The sequence below is a fragment of the Burkholderia cepacia complex sp. TUM26381 genome (assembly GCF_057439935.1).
In genome coordinates this window covers 69,873-93,219 of the sequence record NZ_CM172006.1, presented here as the reverse complement: position 1 = coordinate 93,219, position 23,347 = coordinate 69,873, and the positions used below count along the sequence as shown (strand labels likewise).

Sequence of the window (23,347 nt, the reverse complement as noted above, 5' to 3'; positions counted from 1 at the left end):
CGCGTCACTCCTCTTCCTCTTCCGCATGCGGCGTCACGAAGCTCCGCCACAGCAGCACCGGAATGATCAGCGTGAACACGATCACCTCCTTGTAGGCACTCGCCCAGAACGACGAATACGATTCGAGCACACCGACCAGCAGCGAGCCGGCGGCCGCGAGCGGATAGCTGACGAGCCCGCCGATGATCGCGCCGACGAAGCCCTTCAGGCCGATCAGGAAACCCGAGTCGTAGTAGATCGTCGTCAGCGGGCCGACGAGGATCCCGGACAGCACGCCGAGCCCCGCCGCGAACGTGAACGCGAGCCGCCCCGCTTCCGTCGTGCCGATGCCCACGAGCCGCGCGCCGAGCCGGTTCACCGACGTCGCGCGCAGCGCCTTGCCGGCGATCGTGCGGCCGAAGTACACGTAGAGCGCACCGATCAGCACGAGCGCCGTGACGACGACCAGGATGCTCTGCACCGACACCGTCATGCTGCCGATTGCGATCGACGCATCCGAGAAGCCGTTGGTGCGCGAGCCTTCCGCGCCGAACATCACGAGCCCGAGGCCGACCATTGCGAAGTGGACGGCGACCGACACGATCAGCAGCAGCAGCGTCGTGCCTTCGGCGATCGGCTGGTACACGAGCCGGTAGACGAACGGCCCCATCGGCACGACGATCGCGAGCGTCAGTGCGATCTGCGCGAGCATCGGCATCGGCTGCGCGGCAAAGCTGCGCGTGATCGCGAACACCGCGAGCGGCAGCAGGATGTAGCGGCTGCCGAGCGTCGCGAGCGTGCGGCCGAGCTGATGGCGGCGTTCGCGATGCCGGATCAGGCCGCCGACTTCGAGCAGGAAACACGCGATGCCCATCACGAACAGCAGCCAGCAGGTGGCGGGAAATTTTTGCGCCTGTAACGCGGCAAGCGTCAGCGCACCGTAGGCGACGAATTCGCCCTGGGGAATGAAGATCACCCGCGTGACGGAAAACACCAGCACGAGCGCCAGAGACAGCAATGCATAAATGGCGCCGGTCGTGATGCCGTCTTGCGCGAGGATCGCCGCAATCGAGAGATCCATACGTTTCGTGTATCGAGAATGCTGCGGAGAAACGAAAGACGGGAACGGCCGGGGCGCGGACGACACGACAGGCGCGTCAGGCGCCACGCGGCGGGCCCCGCTGGTTCCAGGCGGCACGGGCGCGGCCTGTCAGGCCCGGCGCCCTGCCGCCGGCGGGCACGGCACCGTTCGCGCCGCGCACGCCGGTTTCACGTGGTGCTTACTCGGCCTGCAGCTTCCACTTGCCGTCGACGATCTGCACCATCACGCGTGCACGCGTATCGAAGCCGTTGTGATCGGTCGCCGTCATGTTGATCACGCCGTGCGACACGGGCAGGTCCTTCACGCTTTCGATCGACGCGCGCAGCGCCTCGCGGAACGCCTCGGTGCCCGGCTGGCCCTTCTTCAGCGCTTCCGGAATCGCGCGCTGCAGCAACAGCCCCGCATCCCACGCATGGCCGCCGAACGTCGCCAGCGAACCCGCGCCGTAGGCCTTCTCGTACGCAGCCTTGTAGCCGAGCGCCGGCTTCTTCACCGGGTTCGAATCGGGCAGCTGGTCGGTCACGAGCACCGGGCCGGCCGGCAGGATCTCGCCTTCGCAATCCTTGCCGCACACGCGCAGGAAGTCGTTGTTCGCGACGCCGTGCGTCTGGTACACCTTGCCCTTGTAGCCGCGCTCCTTCAGCGTCTTCGCCGGCAGCGCCGCCGGCGTGCCGGAGCCCGCGATCAGCACCGCATCCGGGTTCGAGCCCATCAGCTTCAGCACCTGCCCCATCACCGACGCGTCGGTGCGGTTGAAACGCTCGTTCGACACGACCTTCAGGCCGTTCTTCGCGGCCGCCGCGTTGAACGTGTTGTACCAGCTGTCGCCGTACGCATCCGCGAACCCGATGAAGCCGACCGTCTTCACGCCGTGCTTCGCCATGTAGCCGGCGATCGCGTCGGCCATCAGCTGGTCGTTCTGCGGCACCTTGAACATCCACGCACGCTTCGCGTCCATCGGCGCGATGATCTGCGCGCTCGCCGCGAGCGAGATCGTCGGCGTCTTGCCCTGCGATACCGGGTCGAGCATCGCGAGCGAGTTCGGCGTGACGGACGAGCCGATGATCGCGTCGACGTGGTCCTCGTCGATCAGCTTGCGCACGTTCTGCACCGCGCGGCTCGTGTCGGAGGCGTCATCCAGCACGATGTACTGGACGCTCTTGCCCGCGATTTCCTTCGGCAGCAGCGCGATCGTGTTCTTTTCCGGAATCCCGAGCGACGCGGCCGGCCCGGTGGCCGATAGCGTCACGCCGATCTTCACCTGCGCCGACGCCGTTGCCGCCGCGCACACGAGGCCCGCGGCAAGCACGGCCTCCATCCATCGATTCATCTTCATTTACGTTGTCTCCAAACGCTGCTCGAAAAAGCCACGGGTCGCTCGGGCGGCTCCCGGTCTCCAAACAAGTTAATATCTTAATTATCTCGCCCAGCCGCGCCCATGCTCGTTTTCCCGTGAAACGCCGCACCCATGCACCGCATGCCGGCCGAAACGGTCGTTCGACCGTCACGATGCGCAACAGCGGTGTCGTCAGGATGAAGCAGGCGAAGAAATGCAGGATCGTGCGGGAGATCGATGCGGGCGCAACGATGGCGGGAAGGCATGCCGATCCGGCCGGACGGGGCCGGGCCGGCGAACGGTGAAACGTCGGAAAACCGGCGGGTCATGAGGATGCGGATACGGATGCAAGCGCAACGACCCGCGATGGCGTCGCAACGCGCATACAGGCCGCAGAACGGCTCGGGAAAGCCGCGAAGACCTGTCCCGCACCTCGCGACGAACGAGCGGCGCCAGCCGCCCCTCCTGCCCCGAACCATCGTCCTGCGCTGCTCATCCAACCGCACTCCCTCTTCTGCATTCTGCTTGTAGGAGAACTGCCGACCGTTTTCCCGACCGCGCGGTCGGCGAAAGCTGAGTGTAACGGACGCGTTTCGCGCACGCCAACCGGGTAAGCCCGGACAGCGCGTGCGCAATGGCGCGCCGTCTGCAAACGAATCACGGGAACAGGAAAAACGGAGGGACGACGCGAAGCGCGGAAGAGAGGCGGTGCGAATGCAGGCGCGACAGGATGATCGCGCCGGCCGATGCACCATCGGTGGCAATCCGTGCACGCAAATGAAAAAGCGCTGTTGGATTCCGTCCAACAGCGCTTTGGGGTCCGGGCACTTTGTGCCTCGATTGTCTCCTCGTTCTCCACCTGCAAATTCGTTTCGCGGTGCATCAGAACTAGGACGAAGATTAAAGGACCTTTCATACTGCGACAACTTAGCATTTACCCCTATGGTGCATCGCCGCACGAAAATGGGGCACCAGCCGGCCGCGCGGCGCCGGCCCGAGCCCGCTGCGACGCCCTTCCGGAGCATGCCGGATGGTGCTTCGCATCAACGCCCGGTGACGCGCGCTGCACGCATTCAGGACGCCCTGAGCGGCTTGATCCGCGCAACCATCTCGCCGACTATGCCGCGCCGGAACGCAAGCACGCAGGCGATGAAGATCAGCCCGGTGACGATCGTCGCCGATTCGCCGAGCGAATGGAACCACGCGACGCCCGTCGTCGACGCGAGCCATTCGCCGATGTCGCCGAGCCGGTCTTCCAGCGCGACGATCAGCGCCGCGCCCAGCAGCGGCCCGAACAGCGTGCCCATCCCGCCGACCAGCGTCATCAGCACGACGAGGCCCGACATCGTCCAGTACGCATCCGACAGCGTCTCGAAGCCGAGCACGAGCACCTTCAGCGAGCCGGCCAGCCCCGCGAGCCCGGCCGACAGGATGAACGCGAGCAGCTTGAAGCGGTCGGTGTCGTAGCCGAGCGAAATGGCGCGCGCTTCGTTCTCCTTGATCGCGACGAGCACCTGGCCGAACGGCGAATGGACGACCCGCACGATGAACGCGCATGCGGCGACGACCACGGCGAGCACGACGTAGTACAGCGCGACGTCGTTCGACAGGTCCAGCAGCCCGAACAGGTGGCCGCGCGGCACGCCCTGCAAGCCGTCCTCGCCGTGCGTGAACGGTGCCTGCAGATAGATGAAGTAGACCATCTGCGCGAACGCGAGCGTGATCATCGCGAAGTAGATGCCCTGCCGGCGGATCGCGAACAGCCCGACGACGAGCCCGAGCAGCGTCGCGGCGACGGTGCCGGCCAGCACGCCGAGTTCCGGCGTGAAACCGAGCGTCTGCATCGAATAGCCGGTCGCATAACCGGCCGTCGCGAGGAACATCGCATGGCCGAACGACAGCAGCCCCGTATAGCCGATCAGCAGGTTGAACGCAGCTGCGAACAGCGCGAACGTCAGCACCTTCATCACGAACACCGGATACGCACCGATGAACGGCGCGGCGAGCAGTGCGGCGAGCAGCACGCCGTAGAGCACTTTTCTCTGCATCATTTTTCCTTGCCGAAGAGGCCCGCCGGGCGGAACAGCAGCACGATCGCCATGATCACGAACACGACGGTCGCCGACGCTTCGGGATAGAACACGCGCGTGAAGCCCTCGATCACGCCGAGCAGCAGGCCCGTGACGATCGAGCCGAGGATCGAGCCCATCCCGCCGATCACGACCACCGCGAACACGGTGATGATCATCGGCTGGCCCATCAGCGGCGACACCTGGATCACCGGCGCGGCCAGCACGCCCGCGAACGCGGCGAGCGCGACACCGAAGCCATAGGTGAGCGTGATCATCATCGGCACGTTCACGCCGAACGCCTCGACGAGTTTCGGATTCTCGGTGCCCGCCCGCAGGTACGCGCCGAGGCGCGTCTTCTCGATCACGAACCACGTCACGAGACACACCGCGAGCGATGCGACGACGACCCACGCGCGATAGTTCGGCAGGAACATGAAGCCGAGGTTGGTCGCGCCGGACAGCTGCGACGGCACGTCGTACGGCTGGCCCGACGATCCGTAGATCGACCGGAACACGCCTTCGACGACCAGCGTGAGGCCGAACGTGAGCAGCAGCCCGTACAGGTGATCGAGCTTGTACAGCCAGCGCAGCATCGAGCGCTCGATCGCGATCCCGAACGCGCCGACCACCAGCGGTGCCAGCACGAGCATCGCCCAGTACGGGAGCCCGAAGTACGACAGGCCCATCCACGCGAGCATCGCACCCAGCATGAACAGCGCGCCGTGCGCGAAGTTGATCACGTTGAGCAGCCCGAAGATCACCGCGAGCCCGAGACTCAGGATCGCGTAGAACGAGCCGTTGACGAGCCCGAGCAGCAACTGGCTCAGCATCGCCGGCAACGGAATGCCAAAGATTTCCATCGACTTAGCCGTCAGAATGAGTTTCGTTGCGCGCGCAACTTTTTCGCGTTGCACGCGCGGGCGGCGCAGCGGGCACATCGCTGCAGCCGCCACCGAGCGGCGCGCCCGTGCGCGCCGCTACGCCCTGCTTACTTCCAGGCCGCGCAGCGCGATTCCTGCTTGGTCCCGAACGCCTGTTCGCCCGGAATCGTCGCGAGCACCTTGTAGTAGTCCCACGGCTCCTTCGATTCCGACGGCTTCTTCACTTCCATCAGGTACATGTCGTGGATCATGCTGCCGTCCTGGCGGATGTAGCCCTTCGCGTAGAAGTCGTTGATCTTGATCTTCTTCAGCTCGGCCATCACCTTGTCGGAGTCGGTCGTCCCGGCGGCCTGCACGGCCTTCAGGTAGGTCGTCACCGACGAGTAGTCGGCCGCCTGCAGGCTCGACGGCATCTTCTTCATCTTGCCGAAGTAGCGCTGCGCCCACTGGCGCGATGCGGCGTCGCGGTTCCAGTACCAGCTGTCGGTCAGCACGAGGCCCTGCGTCGTCTCGAGGCCGAGGCTGTGCACGTCGTCGATGAACATCAGCAGCGCGGCGAGCTTCATCGTCTTCGTGATGCCGAATTCCTTCGCGGCCTTGATCGAGTTGATCGTGTCGCCGCCCGCGTTCGCGAGGCCGAGGATCTGCGCCTTCGACGCCTGCGCCTGCAGCAGGAACGACGAGAAATCCGACGCGGACAGCGGGTGGCGCACCGCGCCGAGCACCTGGCCGCCGTTCGCCTTCACGACATCCGACGTGTTCTTCTCGAGCGCCTTGCCGAACGCGTAGTCGGCCGTCAGGAAGAACCACGACTTGCCGCCCTGCTTGACCACCGCCGAACCGGTGCCCTTCGCGAGCGCCATCGTGTCGTACGCGTAGTGGACCGTGTACGGCGTGCACTGCTCGTTGGTCAGCGTGTCGGCGCCCGCGCCGATGTTGATGTAGACCTTCTTCTTCTCGGCCGCGACCTGGTTCATCGACAGCGCGGTGGCCGAATTCGTGCCGCCGACCAGCAGGTCGAGCCCGCCGCGGTCCATCCATTCGCGCGCCTTCGATGCGGCGATGTCGGCCTTGTTCTGGTGATCGGCGTAGACGACCTCGATCGGCTTGCCGAGCACCTTGCCGCCGAAATCGGCGACCGCCATGCGGATAGCCTCGAGACCGCCCTGCCCGTCGATGTCCGCGTAAAGCCCCGACATGTCGGTGATGAAGCCGATCTTCACGGTATCCGCCGCGTGTGCGGCGCCGGCGGTGAGCGCGGCGGTCGCGAGCGCGAGACAGGCCTGTGCGAGGGTCTTCATTTTCATTGACGTCTCCTGTTGTTCTGATGCGTTGTGGTTGTTCGAGGGCCGCCACGGCTAGCGGCTAGGGAAACGGGGCGGCGTCACACCCCAAGCAGGTCGTGCAGGGTCGGCATCTTGCTTTCCAGTTCGGCCGCCTGAAAATGCTCGACGATGCTGCCGTGCTCCATCACGTAGAAGCGGTCGGCGAGCGGCGCGGCGAAGCGGAAATTCTGTTCGACCATCACGATCGTGTAGCCGCGCGCCTTCAGCGCGACGATCATCCGTGCAAGCGACTGCACGATCACCGGTGCGAGGCCTTCGGAAATCTCGTCGAGCAGCAGCAGGTTCGCGCCGGTGCGCAAAATCCGCGCGACCGCGAGCATTTGCTGCTCACCGCCGGACAGCCGCGTGCCCTGGCTCTGCCGGCGCGACGCGAGGTTCGGGAACATCGCGTAGATCTCGTCGAGCGACATCGCATGCTCGCGCGGCCCGATCAGCGGCGGCAGCATCAGGTTCTCCTCGCACGACAGGCTCGAGAAGATCCCGCGCTCCTCCGGGCAGTAACCGATGCCGAAATGTGCGATGCGGTGCGTCGCGAGGCCGATCGTCTCGTTGCCCGCGACCTTGATCGACCCGCTGCGGCGGCCCGTGAGGCCCATGATCGCGCGCAGCGTCGTCGTGCGGCCCGCGCCGTTGCGGCCGAGCAGCGTGACGACCTCGCCGCGATGCACCGTCAGGTCGACACCGTGCAATATGTGGGATTCCCCGTACCAGGCCTCCAGGCCCGTGATCTCCAGCGCGGGCGTACCGCTCTCGACGCCGCTCAATTCGCGTTCCTCCCGTTCGCTGTGCTTCATGCGTGCGCCCCCGCGAGCGCCGCGTCGGCACTGCCCATGTAGGCCTCGATGACGAGCGGATTCTTCGACACCTCCGCATACGAGCCTTCGGCCAGCACCTCGCCGCGTTGCAGGACGGTGATCGTGTCGGAGATGCCCGCGATCACGTTCATGTTGTGCTCCACCATCAGGATCGTGCGGCCGCTCGCGACCTTCTTGATCAGTGCGGTCACACGGTCGACGTCCTCGTGGCCCATCCCCTGCGTGGGCTCGTCGAGCAGCATCAGTTCGGGTTCCATCGCGAGCGTCGTCGCGATCTCGAGCGCACGCTTGCGGCCGTATGCCAGTTCGACGGTCGGCACGTGCGCGAAATCGGTGAGGCCGACCTGCGTGAGCAGATCCATCGCGCGATCGTCGAGCCGTTTCAGCGTGCGTTCGCTGCGCCAGAAATGGAATTCCGTGCCGAGCGCGCGCTGCAGGCCGATGCGCACGTTCTGCAGCGCGGTCAGGTGCGGGAACACGGCCGAGATCTGGAACGAACGGATGATGCCGCGCCGCGCAACCTGCGCGGGCCGCTCGTCGGTGATGTCGATGCCGTTGAAGACGATCTGGCCGGCCGTCGGCGTCAGGAACTTGGTGAGGAGGTTGAAGCAGGTGGTCTTGCCCGCGCCGTTCGGCCCGATCAGCGCATGAATCGCGCCGCGGCGCACACGCAGGTTGACGCCGTTCACGGCGGTGAAGCCCCTGAATTCTTTTGTCAGTCCGCGTGTTTCCAGAATCGTGTCGCCGAGAATCATGTTCCCTTCCGTACGAAGTCAGGCGAAGCACCGGGAAGCCTGGCGCGAGCGACCGCGAACAGGTCAGCGGATCAGCGGGCTGCCCCCGGGCGCCGTGTTACGCCTCGAGGGTTGGTCTCCCGCGCCGACGCGTATGCACATTGCGCAACATTGTCGCGCCGTTGGTGCAGTGCAATCATCGGGATTTGCACTTATAGGGCCGACCGCTATATCGCACGCGGCTGAGCACGATTTTTCGCGCTGTTTTTTTGACACGTGCATCATCGCGCGTTGACCTTCCTGCATGCCCGGCACGCACGCGATGAAAAAAGCCGCGCGACTGCGCGGCCTGCATGGATCGTGCCGTTCGAACAAACGCGACGACAGCTTGTTTCGCATAGCGAATCAGCGGGCGCTTTCATGACGGCCCGCTGTCGCGCGTGTCAGCGTGCCGTCACGCAACCGTCACCGCAGCGTCGGTTCGCACCGGGGTCGCTTCGCGCGCCGCGCGGCGATCGGCGCGGATCATGTCGCTCGCGCGCTCGGCAATCATCAGCGTCGGCGAATTGGTGTTGCCCGATGTAATGAACGGCATCACCGATGCATCGACGATCCGCAGCCCGGCGATGCCGCGTACGCGCAACCGGCTGTCGACCACCGCGCGTTCGTCGTCGGCACGCCCCATCCGGCAGGTGCCGACCGGGTGGAAGATCGTCGTGCCGACCGCGCCGGCCGCCTCGATCAGCTCGGCCTCGCTGCGATATTGCGTACCCGGCAGGATTTCCGCGGGACGATAGCGCGCGAGCGCCGGCGCGGACGCGATCCGGCGCGTCAGGCGCAGCGCGTTCGCGGCGACATGCCGATCGTGGTCGGTCGACAGATAGTTCGGCGCGATCGCCGGCGCGATGCCCGGATCGGCGCTCGTGACGTGCACGCTGCCGCGCGATGTCGGCCGCAGATGGCACACCGACGCCGTAAATGCATTGAAGCTGTGCAGCGGCTCGCCGAAGCGTTCGAGCGACAGCGGCTGCACGTGGTATTCGAGATCGGGGCGCGTGAGCGCGGGATCGTCCGGATCGGATTTCGCGAATGCGCCGAGCTGCGACGGCGCCATCGACATCGGCCCGCGTTGCAGCAACGCATATTCGGCGCCGATCATCAGCTTGCCCCACCAGTGCGCGGACAGCGTGTTGAGCGTGCGCACGCCTTCGACGCGATACGCCATCCGCAACTGCAGGTGATCCTGCAGGTTTTCGCCGACGCCCGGCAGATCCTGCACGACGTCGATGCCGAGCGCCTGCAGCCGCCGGCCGTCGCCGATTCCCGACAGTTCGAGCAGCTGCGGCGAATTCACCGCGCCGGACGTCAGCAGCACTTCCGAGCGCGCCCGCGCGACGTAATCGGTGCCGCCGCCGTGATACTCGACGCCGACGGCACGGCGCCCTTCGAAGATCACGCGCTGCGCCTGCGCGCCGGTGATCACGGTCAGGTTCGGCCGCGCCATCGCGGGCCGCAGGAACGCCTTCGACGTATTCCAGCGCACGCCACGCTTCTGGTTCACCTCGAAATAGCCGACCCCGGTATTGTCGCCGCGGTTGAAATCGTCGGTGGCGGGAATGCCTGTCTGCTGCGCTGCCTGCGCGAACGATTCGAGGATCTCCCAGCGCAGCCGCTGCTTCTCGACGCGCCAGTAGCCGCCCGCGCCGTGCGCGTCGCTCGCGCCCGCATGGTGATCCTCGCTGCGCTTGAAGATCGGCAGCACGCTGTCCCACGACCAGCCGGCGTCGCCGGTGGCATCCGCCCAGCTGTCGTAATCCTCCCGCTGGCCGCGCATGTAGATCATCCCGTTGATCGACGAGCAGCCGCCGAGCACGCGGCCGCGCGGATACGACAGCGCGCGGCCGTTGAGCGCCGCTTCGGGTTGCGTCTTGTACAGCCAGTCGGTGCGCGGGTTGCCGATGCAATACAGATAGCCGACCGGGATATGGATCCAGTGATAGTCGTCCTTGCCGCCCGCTTCGAGCAGCAGGACGCGGATGTCGGGATCCTCGGTCAGGCGGTTCGCGAGCACGCAGCCCGCGGTGCCTGCGCCGACGATCACGTAATCGAATTCGCCTTCGAGCGTACGTTGAGTACTCACGGCGTGTCCCCTTCTTCCTTGTTGTGCGCCGCGCGGCGCGATGCCGCGCGCATTTTCAGCATAGTGCGTCGCGGGCCGCGCTGGCGGCCGCGCGCGCCACGACCCGAGGAAGCGTACTCCCGCAGCCGGCCGCCGATCCAATGAGTTATGCTGAACTGCGTTATAAGCTGCGCTCATATCACGACGATGGATCTCACCCTGCTCCGCGCCTTCGCGACGGTCGCGCGCGAAGGCAACCTGACGCGCGCCGCCGCGCAGCTGCACCTGACGCAGCCGGCCGTCAGCCTGCAGATCAAGCATCTGCAGGAAACGCTCGGCGTCACGCTGTTCACGCGCACGTCGCGCGGGCTCGCGCTCACGCGCGACGGCCAGACGCTGCTGCCGCATGCGGAGCGCGCGCTCGCCGCAGCTGCCGACGTGCAGCGCGCCGCTGCTGCGCTGCGGCACGAGGTGCGCGGCCGGCTGCGGATCGGCACGATCCTCGATCCGGGCTTCCTGCGGCTCGGCGGCTTCCTGCGCGCGCTGGTCGAAACCCACCCGCAGATCGAGACGGCGCTGCGGCACGGAATGTCGGGCTGGGTGATCGAACAGGTGCGCGCGCAGGCGCTCGACGTCGGCTACTACATCGGCCGGCCGGGTGAGGACGATCCGCTCGACGGCGCGCTGTTCCACACCGTCACGCTCACGCATTTCCAGTACCGCGTGCTCGCGCCGGCCGGCTGGAAGGAGCGCGTGCAGCGCGCGCACGACTGGCGCGCGCTCGCCGCGCTGCCGTGGATCTGGACGCCGCCGGCGTCCGCGCACCACCGGCTGCTGTCGCGGCGTTTCGCGGACGCCGGCGCGCAACCCGTGAAGGTCGCCGAGGTCGACCAGGAGCAGTCGATGCTCGACCTCGTCAAATCGGGGATCGGATTGACGCTCGCGCGCGACTCGACCGCGCTGGCCGAAGCGCACGCGCATGCACTGACGATCGTCGAACGTGTGACGGTGCCGACCGAACTGACGTTCGTGACGCTCGCCGAGCGCCGCGACGAGCCGGCGATCGCGGCCGCGCTGCGGCTGATCGAGACGCAGTGGGCGATATGAGCGGCGCTGATGACGCGGCGTTCGCATGCGGACGCGTCATCGCGCCACACCGGCCGTCACGCCACCGTCTCCGCGTTTTTGCTAGATTGTGCGTTCGCACACCGCGAGACCCCGATTGAAGGAGACCCGCATGGCCCGCAACATCGAGATCAAAGCCCGCGCCCGCGAATTCGACCGGCTGCGCGAACAGGCTGCCAAGCTCGCGACCGAAGCGCCGCTGTTCTACCGCCAGCAGGATTTCTTCTACGACGTGCCGCGCGGCCGGCTGAAGCTGCGCCGCTTCGAGGACGGCACGCCGGCCGAACTGATCTTCTATCAGCGTGACGACCGCGACGGCCCGAAGGCGTCGTACTACACGCGCAGCCCCGTGACGAACCCCGACGCGATGCACGCGCTGCTCGCGACCGCGCTGACCACGCGCGGGATCGTGACGAAGGAACGGCACGTGTACCTCGCGGGCCGCACGCGCATCCATCTCGACCGCGTCGACGGCCTCGGCGACTTCATCGAACTGGAAGTCGTGCTCGGCCCTGACGACGACGAAGCCGGCGGCGAAGCCGAAGCGCACGACGTGTTCGCGAAGCTCGGCGTGGCGCAGGACGATCTCGTCGCGGTCGCGTATGTCGACCTGCTGAACGCCGACACGCAACACGAAGCGGCCTGATCCGGCCCCACCGGCGGCGGCCGCGCAGCGCGTGCCGCCTTCAGCGCGGCCGCCGCCCCGTCACTGCTTTATGCGGCGCCGGGCGCCAGATGCGCGAGCGGCAGCGCGCCGTTGCGCTTGAAGGTCGTCAGCACGATGTTCGAGCGCACGCTGTCGACGCCCGGCACGCGCATCAGCTTCTTCATCACGAACTGCGACAGCGCGTTCAGGTCCGGCGCGACGATCCGCAACAGGTAGTCGGCATCGCCCACCACCGCATGGCATTCGAGCACCTCGGGCAGCACGTCGATCTGCTGCTGGAACTGCTCGATGATCGAATCGCCGTGGTGCTTGAGCTTCAGGCTCGTGAACGCGGTGACGCCGAGCCCGAGCTTCTCCGGGCGCAGCATCACGCGGTAGCCTTCGATCACGCCAGCCGCCTCGAGCCGCTGCAGCCGCCGGCCGATCTGCGACGGCGACAGCGGCACCTCCTCGCCGAGCTGCTGATGCGTCGCGCGACCAAAGCGCTGCAACACGTCCAGCAGCGCGAGATCGAAATGATCGAGTTCCAGCATGAGCATTCTCCGCATTGATTCGTAATTTGATGCGCAATTATCGCATCAACAGGCGAATCAGCGCCAACTATGCGCCCATTCCGCGCGCCGCCCGCTCTACACTTGCATGGTTCCCAACCACAGCGTGCAGAGCCTCATCATGTCCACCGTCGTCACCGCGAAACTGCAGGAGCAGTTCGACGCGGGCCTCGAAACCCGCGCAGATTTCACCATCGACCAGCCGCTGCAGCGCTACGGCCAGGTCGACCACGCGGTGTGGAAGCAGCTCTATGCGCGCCAGTCGGCGCTGCTGCGCGGGCGTGCCTGCGACGCGTTCGTCGCGGGCCTCGGCAAGATCGACCTGCCGGCCGACCGCGTGCCGTCGTTCGCCGACGTGAACCGCCAGCTGAAACCCGCGACCGGCTGGGAGATCGTCGCGGTGCCGGGCCTTGTGCCCGATCGCGTGTTCTTCGAGCACCTCGCGAACCGGCGTTTCCCGGTCACCTGGTGGATGCGCCGCCCCGACCAGCTCGACTACCTGCAGGAACCCGACTGCTTCCACGACCTGTTCGGCCACGTGCCGCTGCTGATCGACCCGGTGTTCGCCGACTACATGCAGGCGTACGGCCGCACCGCGCTCGCGGTCGCCGACGACGAAGCCGCGCTGGCGCGACTCGCACGGCTCTACTGGTATACGGTGGAATTCGGACTGATCCGCGACCCGCGCGGCACCAACGGGCTGTCGATCTATGGCGCCGGAATCGTGTCGAGCAAGGGCGAGAGCCTGTACAGCCTCGAAAGCGCGGCGCCGAACCGGCTCGGTTTCGACCTCGAGCGCGTGATGCGCACGAAGTACCGGATCGACACGTTCCAGAAGACCTACTTCGTGATCGACGATTTCGCGCAGCTGTTCGCGCTCGCCGACGTCGACGGCCGTGCACTGGCCGACCGGCTCGCGGCGCTGCCCGAATTCGCGGCCGGCGCGGTGCTGGATACCGATCGCGTGCTGCATCGCGGCACGGGCGAAGGCTGGCCCGCCGACGCCGACGCGTGACATGCCGGGTGCCGCAGCCGGCCGCCCGCCGCCGGTCACCCTTTCCGCAACTATGAAACAATGAACGGTGCCGGCTTCGCCGCGCGGCGCAGCCGTGCGCGGGCGCCGTTACCGAACGAGAGGTGCAAGATGATCCACAAGCTCACATCAGAAGAACGCAAGACCCGGCTCGAAGGCCTGCCGCTCTGGACGGCCGTGCCGGGCCGCGACGCAATCCAGCGCAGCCTGCGGTTCGCCGATTTCAACGAAGCCTTCGGCTTCATGACGCGCGTCGCGATCAAGGCGCAGGAAATGAACCACCATCCGGAATGGTTCAACGTGTACAACCGCGTCGACGTCACGCTGTCGACCCACGACGCCGACGGCCTGACCGAACGCGACATCGAACTCGCGCTGTTCATCGACCGCGCCGGCGCACACGCGCAACCGGCCGCCTGAGTCCCGCCTCTACCGCCGCGCATCTTTCGATGCGCGGCGCGTCAACTTTTCATTTCGATGAACGTTTTCTAGGATGTAGTGAGCGAAAGCCTTCAGCTTTCCAAGCCATCCTTAAGGCGCACGTAAGTCTCGTACGCTTTCCGCGCCTTGGGGTCCAAACCTTCCAGTTGCAGCGCGCCTTCGCGCTGTACAATCAGCAGCGCATACGGCTTGGAGAGCGCGCTGGCCTCTTCGCAGAGTTTGAGTTCGTCGCCGCTCGACGGCGAGCGGGCGCGCCAGAAATTGATCGCGGCTTCTAGGTCGTGGATCGAAATATCGGACATGATTGGATTTAATCGTTCGCTGGCCGCCATGCTTGATGTCAGGCGAAGCGGCGCCCCTGTGGAAACGGCGTCGTGCTGTCCGCGTGCCTGAACCGCCAACCCATTGTACTTGAGCGAACTTCATGCGACTCCTTCTGATCGAAGACGACCGCCCCATCGCACGCGGTATCCAGAGCAGCCTCGAGCAGGCTGGCTTCACCGTCGACATGGTGCATGACGGCATTTTTGCCGAACAGGCGCTGGCACAGAACCGCCACGAACTCGTGATCCTCGACCTCGGCCTGCCGGGCATCGACGGGATGACGCTGCTCACGCGCTTCCGCCAGACCAACCGCCACACGCCCGTGATCGTGCTGACCGCACGCGACGAGCTGAACGACCGGATCCAGGGCCTGAACTCGGGCGCCGACGACTACATGCTCAAGCCGTTCGAGCCGGCCGAGCTCGAAGCACGCATCCGCGCGGTGATGCGCCGCAGCGGCCCGCACAGCGACATGCCGCGTCCGGAAGTGTCGCTCGGCGGCGTCCGCCTGTCGGGCGTCGACCGCCGCATCTTCAACGACGACAAGCCGCTCGAACTGTCGCCGCGCGAATTCGCGGTGCTCGAAATGCTGCTGCTGCGTCACGGCCGCGTCGTCAGCAAGGCCCAGCTGCAGGATCACCTCACGCACTTCGGCGGCGATCTCGGCGACACCGCGATCGAAGTCTACGTGCACCGGGTGCGCAAGAAACTCGAGCAGTGCCGTGTCGAAATCGTCACGGTGCGCGGCTTCGGCTACCTGCTGCAGGAAATCCGCCAGACCGCGAGCGTCTGAGCCGGGCCACGCGCCGGCCGGCCGCGTGCCGCCGGCGTGCGCGCCCCGCTCCGTTTCGCCGCCCGGCGTACGACCGCGCCGCTCCCCGTGAGCGGCGCTTATCCATTTGCCCGTCGAAATGTCTCCTGATCCGGCTGTGACCACCAGCCTGCGCCGCTCGCTGCTCCGGCGCCTCGCCGCCCCGCTGTCGATGCTCGCGCTGATGAGCGGCCTGATCGCCTACTGGCTCGCGTGGCAATACACGCAGCACGTGATCGACCGCTCGCTCGCCGATCTCGCCACCGCCATCTCCAAACAGATCCAGATCGCCGGCCCCGACGCGCCGTTCACGGTGCCGCCGCTCGCGCAGGCGATGTTCTCCGATCCCGCCGAAGCGCTGATCTACCGGATCAGCGACGGCGAACAGGAACTCGCCGGCGATCCGAAACTGCCGCTGCAGGGCATCAACGTCCGCCGCATGCATCACGCGTACGTGTTCGAGGCCGAGTACGACAACCGCGCGGTGCGCGTCGCGCAGGTGCGCGTCGACGACGTCGAGGGCGGCAAGCCGATGGTCGTCGAAGTCGCGCAGCCGGTGCGGCACCGCTACCGGATCGCGGCCGAATTCCTCGTCGCGATCATGATGCCGCTGCTGCTGCTGCTGCTCGCGGGCTGGGGCATCGTGTGGCGCGTCGTGAACCAGCAGCTCGGCCCGCTCACGCATCTCGCCGATTCGCTGAACCGGCAGACCCACACGTCGCTGGAACCGGTCGACGAAACCGACGTGCCGCTTGAGATCCGGCCGCTGACGAGCGCGATGAACGCGCTGCTCGGCCGCCTGAAGACCGCGCTCGACGCGCAGCGCAAGTTCATCGCCGATGCCGCGCACCAGCTGCGCACGCCGCTCACGGCCGTGAAGCTGCACGCCGAACAGGCCGCCGTCGCGCGCGATCCGCACCAGACCTTCGCCGCGGTGCGCGAGCTGCGCGCGGCCGCCGACCGCGCGGTGCGGCTGTCGAACCAGCTGCTGTCGCTTGCCCGTGCGGAGCCGGGCGAACAGGCCGCACGCTTCGTCGACGTCGACCTTGCGGCGATGGCGTTCGAGACCGGTGCCGAATGGGTGCCGCGCGCGCTCGCGTCGCATGTCGACCTCGGCTTCCAGCGCACCGACGGCGCGGACGACGACGAAAAGCTGACCGTGCGCGGCAACCCCGTGCTGCTGCGCGAGGTGATCGCGAACCTGCTCGACAATGCGTTGAAATACGTGCCGCTCGCACGGCCGGACGGCGCACGGATCACGGTGAACGTTGCGCGCGGCGCGCTCGAAGACGGCCAGCCGGCCGCCGAGATCGTCGTCGAGGACAACGGCCCAGGCGTGCCCGCGAACCAGCAGGCCGACCTGTTCAAGCGCTTCTTCCGCGGCGACGCGCAAAGCGGCAACGGCGTCGAGACGGGTGCCGGGCTGGGCCTGGCGATCGTGCACGACATCATCGCGATGCATGGCGGCACCGTGTCGTACGAGGATGCGTCGGAGGGGGGGTCGCGCTTCGTGGTGCGGGTGCCGCTCGCCGCGCATACGGAGAAGCCGGCCAGCGAAACGCCGGCCGCGGCGTCGACGCACTGAGCTTGGGCTGAACGATTCGCGGCGGGCAACCGCCGGTCCGCCGGGCAGGCCGCGCGCCGGATACGGGAGGCAGGAAGGACGATCGCGACGCGGCAACCGTCCGCCAAAACAACAACGGCGGCGCATGGTGCGCCGCCGTCTGCGTTACTTCTTGCTCTTCTTGTCTTTCGACCTGGGCTCGGACTTGCCGTCCTTCTTGTCCTTCTTCTTTTTCTTCTTCCCGCCTTCATCCGACGTCGCGAGCAGCGTGCCGCGGCACGACGGCGCGCCGCAATGGCACGCGTATTCGCGCTTGAGCGTCTTCGTCAGCTTCGCGTCGATCACGAGGCCGTAGTCGTAGAACAGCTCCTCTTCCGGCCCGATGTCGCGCAGCGCATGGATGAACACGCGGCCTTTGACTTCCTCGGCTTCGCAGTTCGGCGCGCACGAATGATTGATCCAGCGCGCACTGTTGCCATCGATCTTGCCGTCGATCACGCCGCCTTCGTCGAGTGCGAAGTAGAACGTATGGTTCGGCTCGCTCGGGTCGTGCGGGTGGCGGCGCAACGCTTCCTTCCACGAGATTCGCTCGCCCTTGTATTCCACTACGCGCTCGCCGGCCTTGATCGGCGCCACGGCGAACACGCCCTTGCCGTGTACTCCCGAGCGGCGCACCGCGATCCTGCGTGAACTCATCGAACGAATCCTTGTGAAGACGACTTGAATGGAAGCGGCCGCGATCGCGGCCCGGCGTCGCACCAAACGAAAACGCGGCACCGGTTGGTGCCGCGTCGGGGCATGCGGCGAATCACCCGCATCCTACACGTTCACGATTGCTTCGTTCAACATCGCGCGCAATATTGCACGCCGGACGCTCAACGCTGGCCGAATGCGATGTCGCCGAACAACGCCTTGTGCTCGCGCGGCTGCGAACGCCAGTATTGCGGCGGCGCCGTCACCTGCGCACCGAGCGCGGCCGCCGCATGCCACGGCCAGCGCGGGTCGTACAGCATTGCGCGCGCCATCGCGACGAAGTCGGCATCGCCGGATTCGATCAGCCGGTTCGCATGCTCGGGCTCGTTGATCAGGCCGACCGCCATCGTCGGCATGCCGACCGCACGCTTCACGGCCTGCGCGAACGGCACCTGGTAACCGGGCGACAGCGGAATCTTCTGCAGCGGCGACACGCCGCCGGACGACACGTCGATCCAGTCGCAACCGCGCCGCTTCAGCTCGTGCGCGAACGCGATCGTATCGTCGAGCTCCCAGCCGCCTTCGACCCAGTCGGTCGCGGACACGCGCACGCCGACCGGCCGGTCCGCCGGAAACGCCGCGCGCACGATCTCGAAGATCTCGAGCGGAAAACGCATCCGGTTTTCGAGCGAGCCGCCGTATTCGTCGGTGCGCTGGTTCGCGAGCGGCGACAGGAACTGGTGCAGCAGGTAGCCGTGCGCCGCATGCACTTCGATCGCGTCGATCCCGAGCCGCGCGGCACGCTTCGCCGACGCGGCAAAGGCTTCGCGGATCCGGTTCAGGCCCGCGGCATCGAGTGCGAGCGGCGGCGTCTCGCCGTCCTTGTGCGGCACGGCCGACGGCCCGTGCGGCAACCAGCCGCCATCGGCAACCGATACCAGCTGACCACCCTCCCACGGCGCGGCGCTCGATGCCTTGCGCCCCGCATGCGACAGCTGCATCGCGATGCGAACCGGCGAATGCTTGCGGATCGCGGCCAGTACGGGCTTCAGCGCTGCTTCGGTCACGTCGTCCCAGAGGCCGAGGTCGCCGTGCGTGATGCGCCCGTCGGGCTCCACTGCCGTCGCCTCGATGCAGAGCAGCCCCGCGCCCGACAGCGCGAGATGGCCGAGGTGAATCATGTGCCAGTCGGTGGCCTCACCGCGTTCGGCCGAGTACTGGCACATCGGGGAAATCACGATCCGGTTCGGAAGGGTCACGCCGCGCAGCGTGAACGGAGAAAACAGCGCAGTCATGGAGGCCGCTCGCCTGGAAAGGGAAAGAGCGGACGAGCGTAGCACGCAGGCTTGAAGCGTGCAGACGGCGCAACCGGCAGTAAGCGGATGGTCAGGTACCGCCGGCGGCAACGTGCCGGCCATGCGGAAAATGCGTGGCGTACAGCAGTGCGCCGGCCTGCAACGGATGCAGGCCGGGCCAAATCTTCGCGGCGGGCGGGGCCGCCCGCTGAGTTACAACCCGACGCTGTCGAGCCACTCCGCGAACATGCGCCGCGCGGCCGTTTCGAGTGCGGGGCCGTGCTGCACGGTATCGGCGCGCAACTGGCGGGCGTCGATGCCGGGCGTCGCCGCGATTTCGCCGGCGTTCGCGATCAGCCACGGTTCGAAGCGGTCGGTGCGGATTTCCGGATGGCATTGCAGCGCCAGCACGTGCTGCCCCCAAGCGAATGCCTGGTGGCGGCAGGCCGGCGTCGACGCGAGATGGATCGCCCCGCCCGGCAGGTCGAACGTATCGCCGTGCCAGTGGAGCATCGACGTCGCCGCGCCATCGAGATGACGCAGCGCCGACGCACGGCCGGCGTCGGTAAGCGTCAGCGGCGCCCAGCCGAGTTCGTGCTGCGCAGCCGGATAGACGCGCGCACCGAGCGCACGGGCGATGAACTGCGAGCCAAGGCAGATGCCGAGGATCGGCAGCCCCGCGTCGATACGCTGGCGCACGAGCGCAAGAAGCGGCGCGATCGTCGGATACTGCGCATCGTCGTACACGCTGATCGGCCCGCCGAGTACGACGAACAGCGACGGCTCGAGCACGTCGAGCACCTCGACCCGCGACGATCCGACGTCGACGTAGCGCACCCGCCTCCCCCGTTCGCCGAGCACCTGCTCGAAGCTCCCGAGATCCTCGAAATGCACATGGCGGATCGCCACGACTTCAGCGTTCATCATCGGCCTCCCGGTCGATCGACGGACGTCAGCCTGCGAAAATCTTCCAGGTCTTCTTCTGCGTTGCCGCGTCGGCTTCTTCCTGCACCGAGCAGTCGAGACGCAGATCGCTGTCCGACATCGAGATGTCGAGCGCCGCGCAGTGATGCACGGTCTTCTTCGACAACTTGCCCGGCTGGAAGTGGGCGCACGTCACGCACATGCGCTGCGGCGGCGTCGCACCGGCCACCTGCAGCTCGCGCAGCGTCTTCAGCAGCGCGCGGTACAGCGCGCCCTGCTCGTCCGCGCCGAGCTTGCCGACCGCTTTCGTCAGGAATTCAGGCCATTGCAGCGCCTTCTTCGCGGCCGTACGGCCACGCGCCGACAGACGCACGGCCAGTGCACGGCCGTCGTCCAGCGCACGGCGCTTCTCGACGAGCCCCTTCGTCTCGAGCGTGCTGACCGCATCGCTCGTGGTTGCCGCGGTGAGCTGCGTCTCGCGCGCGATCTCGCCGAGCCGCATCGGGCCCTTGCGCTGCAGCAGCAGCACGAGAATCTCGCCCTGCGTCGGCGTGAGGCCAGCGCCTTCCGCCCAATCCCATGCCTGGCTTCGCATGGCCGTACTCAACCGCAGCAGGCTGTGGGTCACACGTCCCGAAGCCTGGTTCCCGTAAACGCCTTCGCTCATAGTCTTTTCGCTTTGCCGCCGCCCGGGTTGCCGAGCGGCCGTAGTGTGGAGATCGAATGTCTATCTCAAAACAGACGCGCTCTCTCGAGTGCGTCAGCACGGCCGTCGCGAGGCACACGCGGCGGTCGCGTTCGCGGCGACCGGAGAGACACGCGTCGTTCCGGTGTCCGCAAAGCCGACATTCTAAGCGAGAGCGGAAAATCGCACAGCTAAGTTATCCCCTGCATTCTGTGGAAAATCGCTGGATAACTGAAATTTTTCGTTGTGCCTGCAATGCCGCGCGCCCGCGGAACGGGGCGCGCCAGCATTTTCCTGTTCGGATCGGCCATCGGTCGGATGGATTTGATCCACCGGGTTATCCCGCGCACAGGTCGTTGACTTTGCAGCGGAATATCGGGTTATCCACAGATTTTCAGGACGACTGGCAACGATTTCGGCCCGAAATGGCGCCGACCGCCGTTCAGCGAATCGCGATGCGGTCGAGCCTGCAATCTGCAAAACATTTTTTCATTCGCGCCAACGTAAGCACTGCTGCCGGACCGTCTCGTTCAGCGATTTTTCCTGTTTGAAAACGGTTCTCAACCACGATGCGTCGTTCACGCGTGCTTTCGCGAGCGCGCCGATCTCGTCGAGCGCCGCGCGCGAACCGAGTGCGGCCGCATGCGGCGCGATCCGGTCGAGCGTGTCGAGGATGTCTTCCGCGATCGTACGGCGTTCACCCGTCTGAGGATTCACGCAGGTGCCCTCGAGCCCGAAGCGGCACGCTTCGAAACGGTTGAACGTGTAGACGAGGTAGTCATCCTCCGACAGCTTCAGCGGCCGGTCGGTCAGCAGGTAGCGCGCGAGCGTCTGGATGTAGCAGGCGATCGCCGCCGCGCGGTCGACCGACAGCGGCGTGTCCATCACGCGCACCTCGATCGTGCCGTAGCCGGGCTTCGGGCGGATGTCCCAGTAGAAGTCCTTCATCGAGTTGACGACACCCGTGTTCACCATCTTCGTGAAGTACTCCTCGAAGCTGTCCCAGGTCAGCACGAACGGCGCGCGGCCCGACAGCGGGAACGCGAACACCGAATTCAGGCGTGCCGAATGGAAGCCCGTGTCGACGTTCTGCACGAACGGCGACGACGCGGACAGCGCGATGAAGTGCGGAATGAAGCGCGACATCGAGTGCAGCAGGAACAGCGCGCTGTCCGGATCGGGACAGCCGATGTGCACGTGCTGGCCGAACACGGTGAACTGCTTCGCGAGATAACCGTACAGCTCGGAGATGTACTGGAAGCGCGGCGCATCGTAGATCTGCCGGTCGCTCCATTGCTGGAACGCATGCGTGCCGCCGCCGGCCAGCCCGACGTTGAGCTGGTCGGCCGCCTTCACGAGCACGTCGCGGATCGCATGCAGCTCGCTGACGGCCTGCTCGTGCGAATGGCAGATGCCGGTCGACAGCTCGATCATGCTCTCGGTGATTTCCGGCGTGATGTTGCCCGGAAAGGTCTCGCCCTGGATCAGGCGCATCAGGTCGGATGCCGCTTTGGTCAGGTCGTAGTTGTGCGTGTTGACGACCTGGATCTCCAGTTCGACGCCGAACGTGAACGGTTCGGAATTGACGAAGGTTTCGAGTGCCATGGCAGGTTCCGGAATCAGTTGCTGTCGCTGCGTTCACCGACCGCCGACAGGCAGCGGTAGACGACGAACGGGCTGACGAGCTGCAGGATCACGATCGAACACATCACGATCGCGCGCAGGTGCGGGTCGAAATTCGGGTAGAGCTGGTAGGTATCGTCGACGAGCAGGTACGACAGCGCGGACATCGGTGTCAGCGCGATGCCGAGCGCAATGCCCTGCTTCATCCCGAGGCCGCTCGGCTTCGCGAACGCGACGACGCCGGCCAGCTTCGCGGCGAGCCGCGTGACGATCAGCACGATCGCGAGCAGCCCGCCGAGCGCGATGTCGCCCCACGTGAACGACGTGAGTGTCAGCACGAACAGGACCACCGTCAGCAGCCAGCCGGCCGTGCCGAAATGCTCGGGCCACAGCTGCGGCCGCGCTTCGAGGTTCTTCACGATGATGCCGGCGAGCAGCAGCGTGAGCAGCGTCGACAGCTTCAATGCCTGTGCGACCGCGATCGCGAGCATCACGAGCCCGAACAGCGCGACGAACGAATGCTCGTCGCGCATCGTCGCGGTCATGTGGCGGAACAGGTAGTTGCACGAACGCGCAACGAGATACGCGACGATGAACGAACCGGCGATCAGGTAGAGCGGCTGCAGGACCGTCGCGAACACGTTGCCGTACGCTTCCTGGTGAAGCCAGCTCGTCACGAGCTTGGTCAGCACGATCGCGTACACGCTGTTGAGTGCGGTGAGCGTGATGAGGCGTTGCGACACCTGCCCTTCCGCGCGCAGTTCGGTCTTCAGCTGGATCACCATCGACGGTGACGTCGCGATCGCGATCGCCGACAGCACGAGCGCGACCATCCCCGACACGCCGAGCGCGAGCATCACGAACAGCACGAGTACGAACGTCAGCGTGGCTTCCGCGAGGCTCGACGCGACGAGCCACGGATTGCGCCGGATCCAGCGCAAATCGAGGCGGCTGCCGAGTTCGAACAGCAGCAGACCGAGCGCGACGTCCATCAGCAGCCGCGACGTTTCGTCGGTGCTGGCGTCGATCACGCCGAATCCGAACGAACCGGCGATCAGGCCGATCACGGCATAGCCTGTGATGCGTGGCAGACGCCACGCGCGATAGCACAGCTCGCCACACAGGCCGGCCGCGAACAACGCGAGCCCGGCCCAGAACACGGCATCCGGCGCGAGCGGCCAGTTGGGCAGGAATGAGAACGCCGACTTCATCGTGGTGACTTCTCCT

At 66.4% G+C, this 23,347-nt stretch carries 22 protein-coding genes; 6 read left to right on the top strand and 16 right to left on the bottom strand.

All coding sequences use genetic code 11. The features are described from left to right. Positions 1-4: 4 nt before the first annotated feature. The 8 genes from ACWMMN_RS00435 to ACWMMN_RS00400 all read right to left on the bottom strand — a co-directional run bounded on the left by ACWMMN_RS00435 (position 5) and on the right by ACWMMN_RS00400 (position 10,405). Positions 5-1,060: a branched-chain amino acid ABC transporter permease gene (locus tag ACWMMN_RS00435; RefSeq protein ID WP_059232803.1), complete on the bottom strand. Its 1,056-nt coding sequence runs from the start codon at positions 1,058-1,060 to the stop codon at positions 5-7. Between the two features lie 199 nt (positions 1,061-1,259). Beyond that, positions 1,260-2,417, bottom strand: a complete 1,158-nt coding sequence (locus ACWMMN_RS00430; RefSeq protein WP_059232804.1) for an ABC transporter substrate-binding protein — start codon at positions 2,415-2,417, stop codon at positions 1,260-1,262. 1,073 nt (positions 2,418-3,490) lie between these two features. After that, the gene (locus tag ACWMMN_RS00425) at positions 3,491-4,465 is read right to left on the bottom strand and encodes a branched-chain amino acid ABC transporter permease (protein ID WP_059236539.1); all 975 of its coding nucleotides are present in this window, start codon (positions 4,463-4,465) and stop codon (positions 3,491-3,493) included. Continuing rightward, on the bottom strand, positions 4,465-5,349 hold the full coding sequence (locus ACWMMN_RS00420) for a branched-chain amino acid ABC transporter permease (protein WP_059232805.1): 885 nt from the start codon (positions 5,347-5,349) through the stop codon (positions 4,465-4,467). Before ACWMMN_RS00420 ends, ACWMMN_RS00425 begins: the two co-directional genes overlap by 1 nt. Positions 5,350-5,477: 128 nt before the next feature. Continuing rightward, entirely contained in the window at positions 5,478-6,677 is a 1,200-nt protein-coding gene (locus ACWMMN_RS00415; RefSeq protein WP_059232806.1) for an ABC transporter substrate-binding protein, read from the bottom strand. Positions 6,678-6,754: 77 nt separating this feature from the next. Then, positions 6,755-7,510, bottom strand: a complete 756-nt coding sequence (locus tag ACWMMN_RS00410; protein ID WP_059232807.1) for an ABC transporter ATP-binding protein — start codon at positions 7,508-7,510, stop codon at positions 6,755-6,757. Beyond that, complete coding sequence (locus tag ACWMMN_RS00405) at positions 7,507-8,286, bottom strand: ABC transporter ATP-binding protein (protein WP_006477266.1); 780 nt, start codon at positions 8,284-8,286, stop codon at positions 7,507-7,509. Before ACWMMN_RS00405 ends, ACWMMN_RS00410 begins: the two co-directional genes overlap by 4 nt. A 433-nt stretch (positions 8,287-8,719) precedes the next feature. Beyond that, positions 8,720-10,405 (bottom strand): GMC family oxidoreductase, encoded by a 1,686-nt coding sequence (locus ACWMMN_RS00400; RefSeq protein ID WP_059232808.1) that lies wholly within the window; start codon positions 10,403-10,405, stop codon positions 8,720-8,722. Between the two features lie 186 nt (positions 10,406-10,591). Here ACWMMN_RS00400 and ACWMMN_RS00395 point away from each other — a divergent pair, with 186 nt between their 5' ends. Further along, entirely contained in the window at positions 10,592-11,491 is a 900-nt protein-coding gene (locus ACWMMN_RS00395) for a LysR family transcriptional regulator (protein WP_059232809.1), read from the top strand. Positions 11,492-11,621: 130 nt separating this feature from the next. Then, complete coding sequence (locus ACWMMN_RS00390) at positions 11,622-12,155, top strand: class IV adenylate cyclase (RefSeq protein ID WP_059232810.1); 534 nt, start codon at positions 11,622-11,624, stop codon at positions 12,153-12,155. Positions 12,156-12,223: 68 nt separating this feature from the next. Here ACWMMN_RS00390 and ACWMMN_RS00385 read toward each other — a convergent pair whose 3' ends face one another. Next, positions 12,224-12,709, bottom strand: coding sequence for an Lrp/AsnC family transcriptional regulator (locus ACWMMN_RS00385; protein ID WP_006408082.1), 486 nt, complete (start codon positions 12,707-12,709; stop codon positions 12,224-12,226). A 106-nt stretch (positions 12,710-12,815) separates the two neighbouring features. Between ACWMMN_RS00385 and phhA the strand changes: the two genes are divergently transcribed. Together phhA and ACWMMN_RS00375 are read left to right on the top strand one after the other, a co-directional pair. After that, positions 12,816-13,742 carry a phenylalanine 4-monooxygenase gene (phhA, locus tag ACWMMN_RS00380; protein ID WP_081051769.1) on the top strand — a complete coding sequence of 309 codons (927 nt, stop codon included), beginning with the start codon at positions 12,816-12,818 and terminating at the stop codon, positions 13,740-13,742. Between the two features lie 129 nt (positions 13,743-13,871). After that, positions 13,872-14,180: a 4a-hydroxytetrahydrobiopterin dehydratase gene (locus tag ACWMMN_RS00375; RefSeq protein ID WP_039352208.1), complete on the top strand. Its 309-nt coding sequence runs from the start codon at positions 13,872-13,874 to the stop codon at positions 14,178-14,180. 92 nt (positions 14,181-14,272) lie between these two features. Here ACWMMN_RS00375 and ACWMMN_RS00370 read toward each other — a convergent pair whose 3' ends face one another. After that, positions 14,273-14,503 (bottom strand): DUF3717 domain-containing protein, encoded by a 231-nt coding sequence (locus ACWMMN_RS00370; RefSeq protein WP_006756491.1) that lies wholly within the window; start codon positions 14,501-14,503, stop codon positions 14,273-14,275. Between the two features lie 122 nt (positions 14,504-14,625). On the opposite strand from ACWMMN_RS00370, the gene ACWMMN_RS00365 reads away from it, so the two are divergent. Both ACWMMN_RS00365 and ACWMMN_RS00360 read left to right on the top strand, forming a co-directional pair. Further along, positions 14,626-15,318: a response regulator gene (locus ACWMMN_RS00365; protein ID WP_006401494.1), complete on the top strand. Its 693-nt coding sequence runs from the start codon at positions 14,626-14,628 to the stop codon at positions 15,316-15,318. A 118-nt stretch (positions 15,319-15,436) separates the two neighbouring features. After that, complete coding sequence (locus ACWMMN_RS00360) at positions 15,437-16,921, top strand: sensor histidine kinase (RefSeq protein ID WP_059232811.1); 1,485 nt, start codon at positions 15,437-15,439, stop codon at positions 16,919-16,921. A 144-nt stretch (positions 16,922-17,065) separates the two neighbouring features. Here ACWMMN_RS00360 and ACWMMN_RS00355 read toward each other — a convergent pair whose 3' ends face one another. The 6 genes from ACWMMN_RS00355 to ACWMMN_RS00330 all read right to left on the bottom strand — a co-directional run bounded on the left by ACWMMN_RS00355 (position 17,066) and on the right by ACWMMN_RS00330 (position 23,331). Beyond that, entirely contained in the window at positions 17,066-17,596 is a 531-nt protein-coding gene (locus ACWMMN_RS00355) for an SET domain-containing protein (protein WP_340623674.1), read from the bottom strand. Positions 17,597-17,775: 179 nt separating this feature from the next. Further along, a complete protein-coding gene (locus ACWMMN_RS00350; protein ID WP_059232813.1) occupies positions 17,776-18,888 on the bottom strand; it encodes an NADH:flavin oxidoreductase/NADH oxidase in 1,113 nt (370 codons plus the stop codon). A 213-nt stretch (positions 18,889-19,101) separates the two neighbouring features. After that, entirely contained in the window at positions 19,102-19,812 is a 711-nt protein-coding gene (locus ACWMMN_RS00345; RefSeq protein WP_059236543.1) for a glutamine amidotransferase, read from the bottom strand. A gap of 28 nt (positions 19,813-19,840) precedes the next feature. Then, on the bottom strand, positions 19,841-20,479 hold the full coding sequence (locus ACWMMN_RS00340) for a MarR family winged helix-turn-helix transcriptional regulator (protein ID WP_043184842.1): 639 nt from the start codon (positions 20,477-20,479) through the stop codon (positions 19,841-19,843). Between the two features lie 507 nt (positions 20,480-20,986). Beyond that, entirely contained in the window at positions 20,987-22,102 is a 1,116-nt protein-coding gene (locus tag ACWMMN_RS00335; protein ID WP_006490006.1) for a YbdK family carboxylate-amine ligase, read from the bottom strand. 14 nt (positions 22,103-22,116) lie between these two features. Continuing rightward, on the bottom strand, positions 22,117-23,331 hold the full coding sequence (locus ACWMMN_RS00330; RefSeq protein ID WP_059232814.1) for a cation:proton antiporter: 1,215 nt from the start codon (positions 23,329-23,331) through the stop codon (positions 22,117-22,119). Positions 23,332-23,347: the final 16 nt, after the last annotated feature.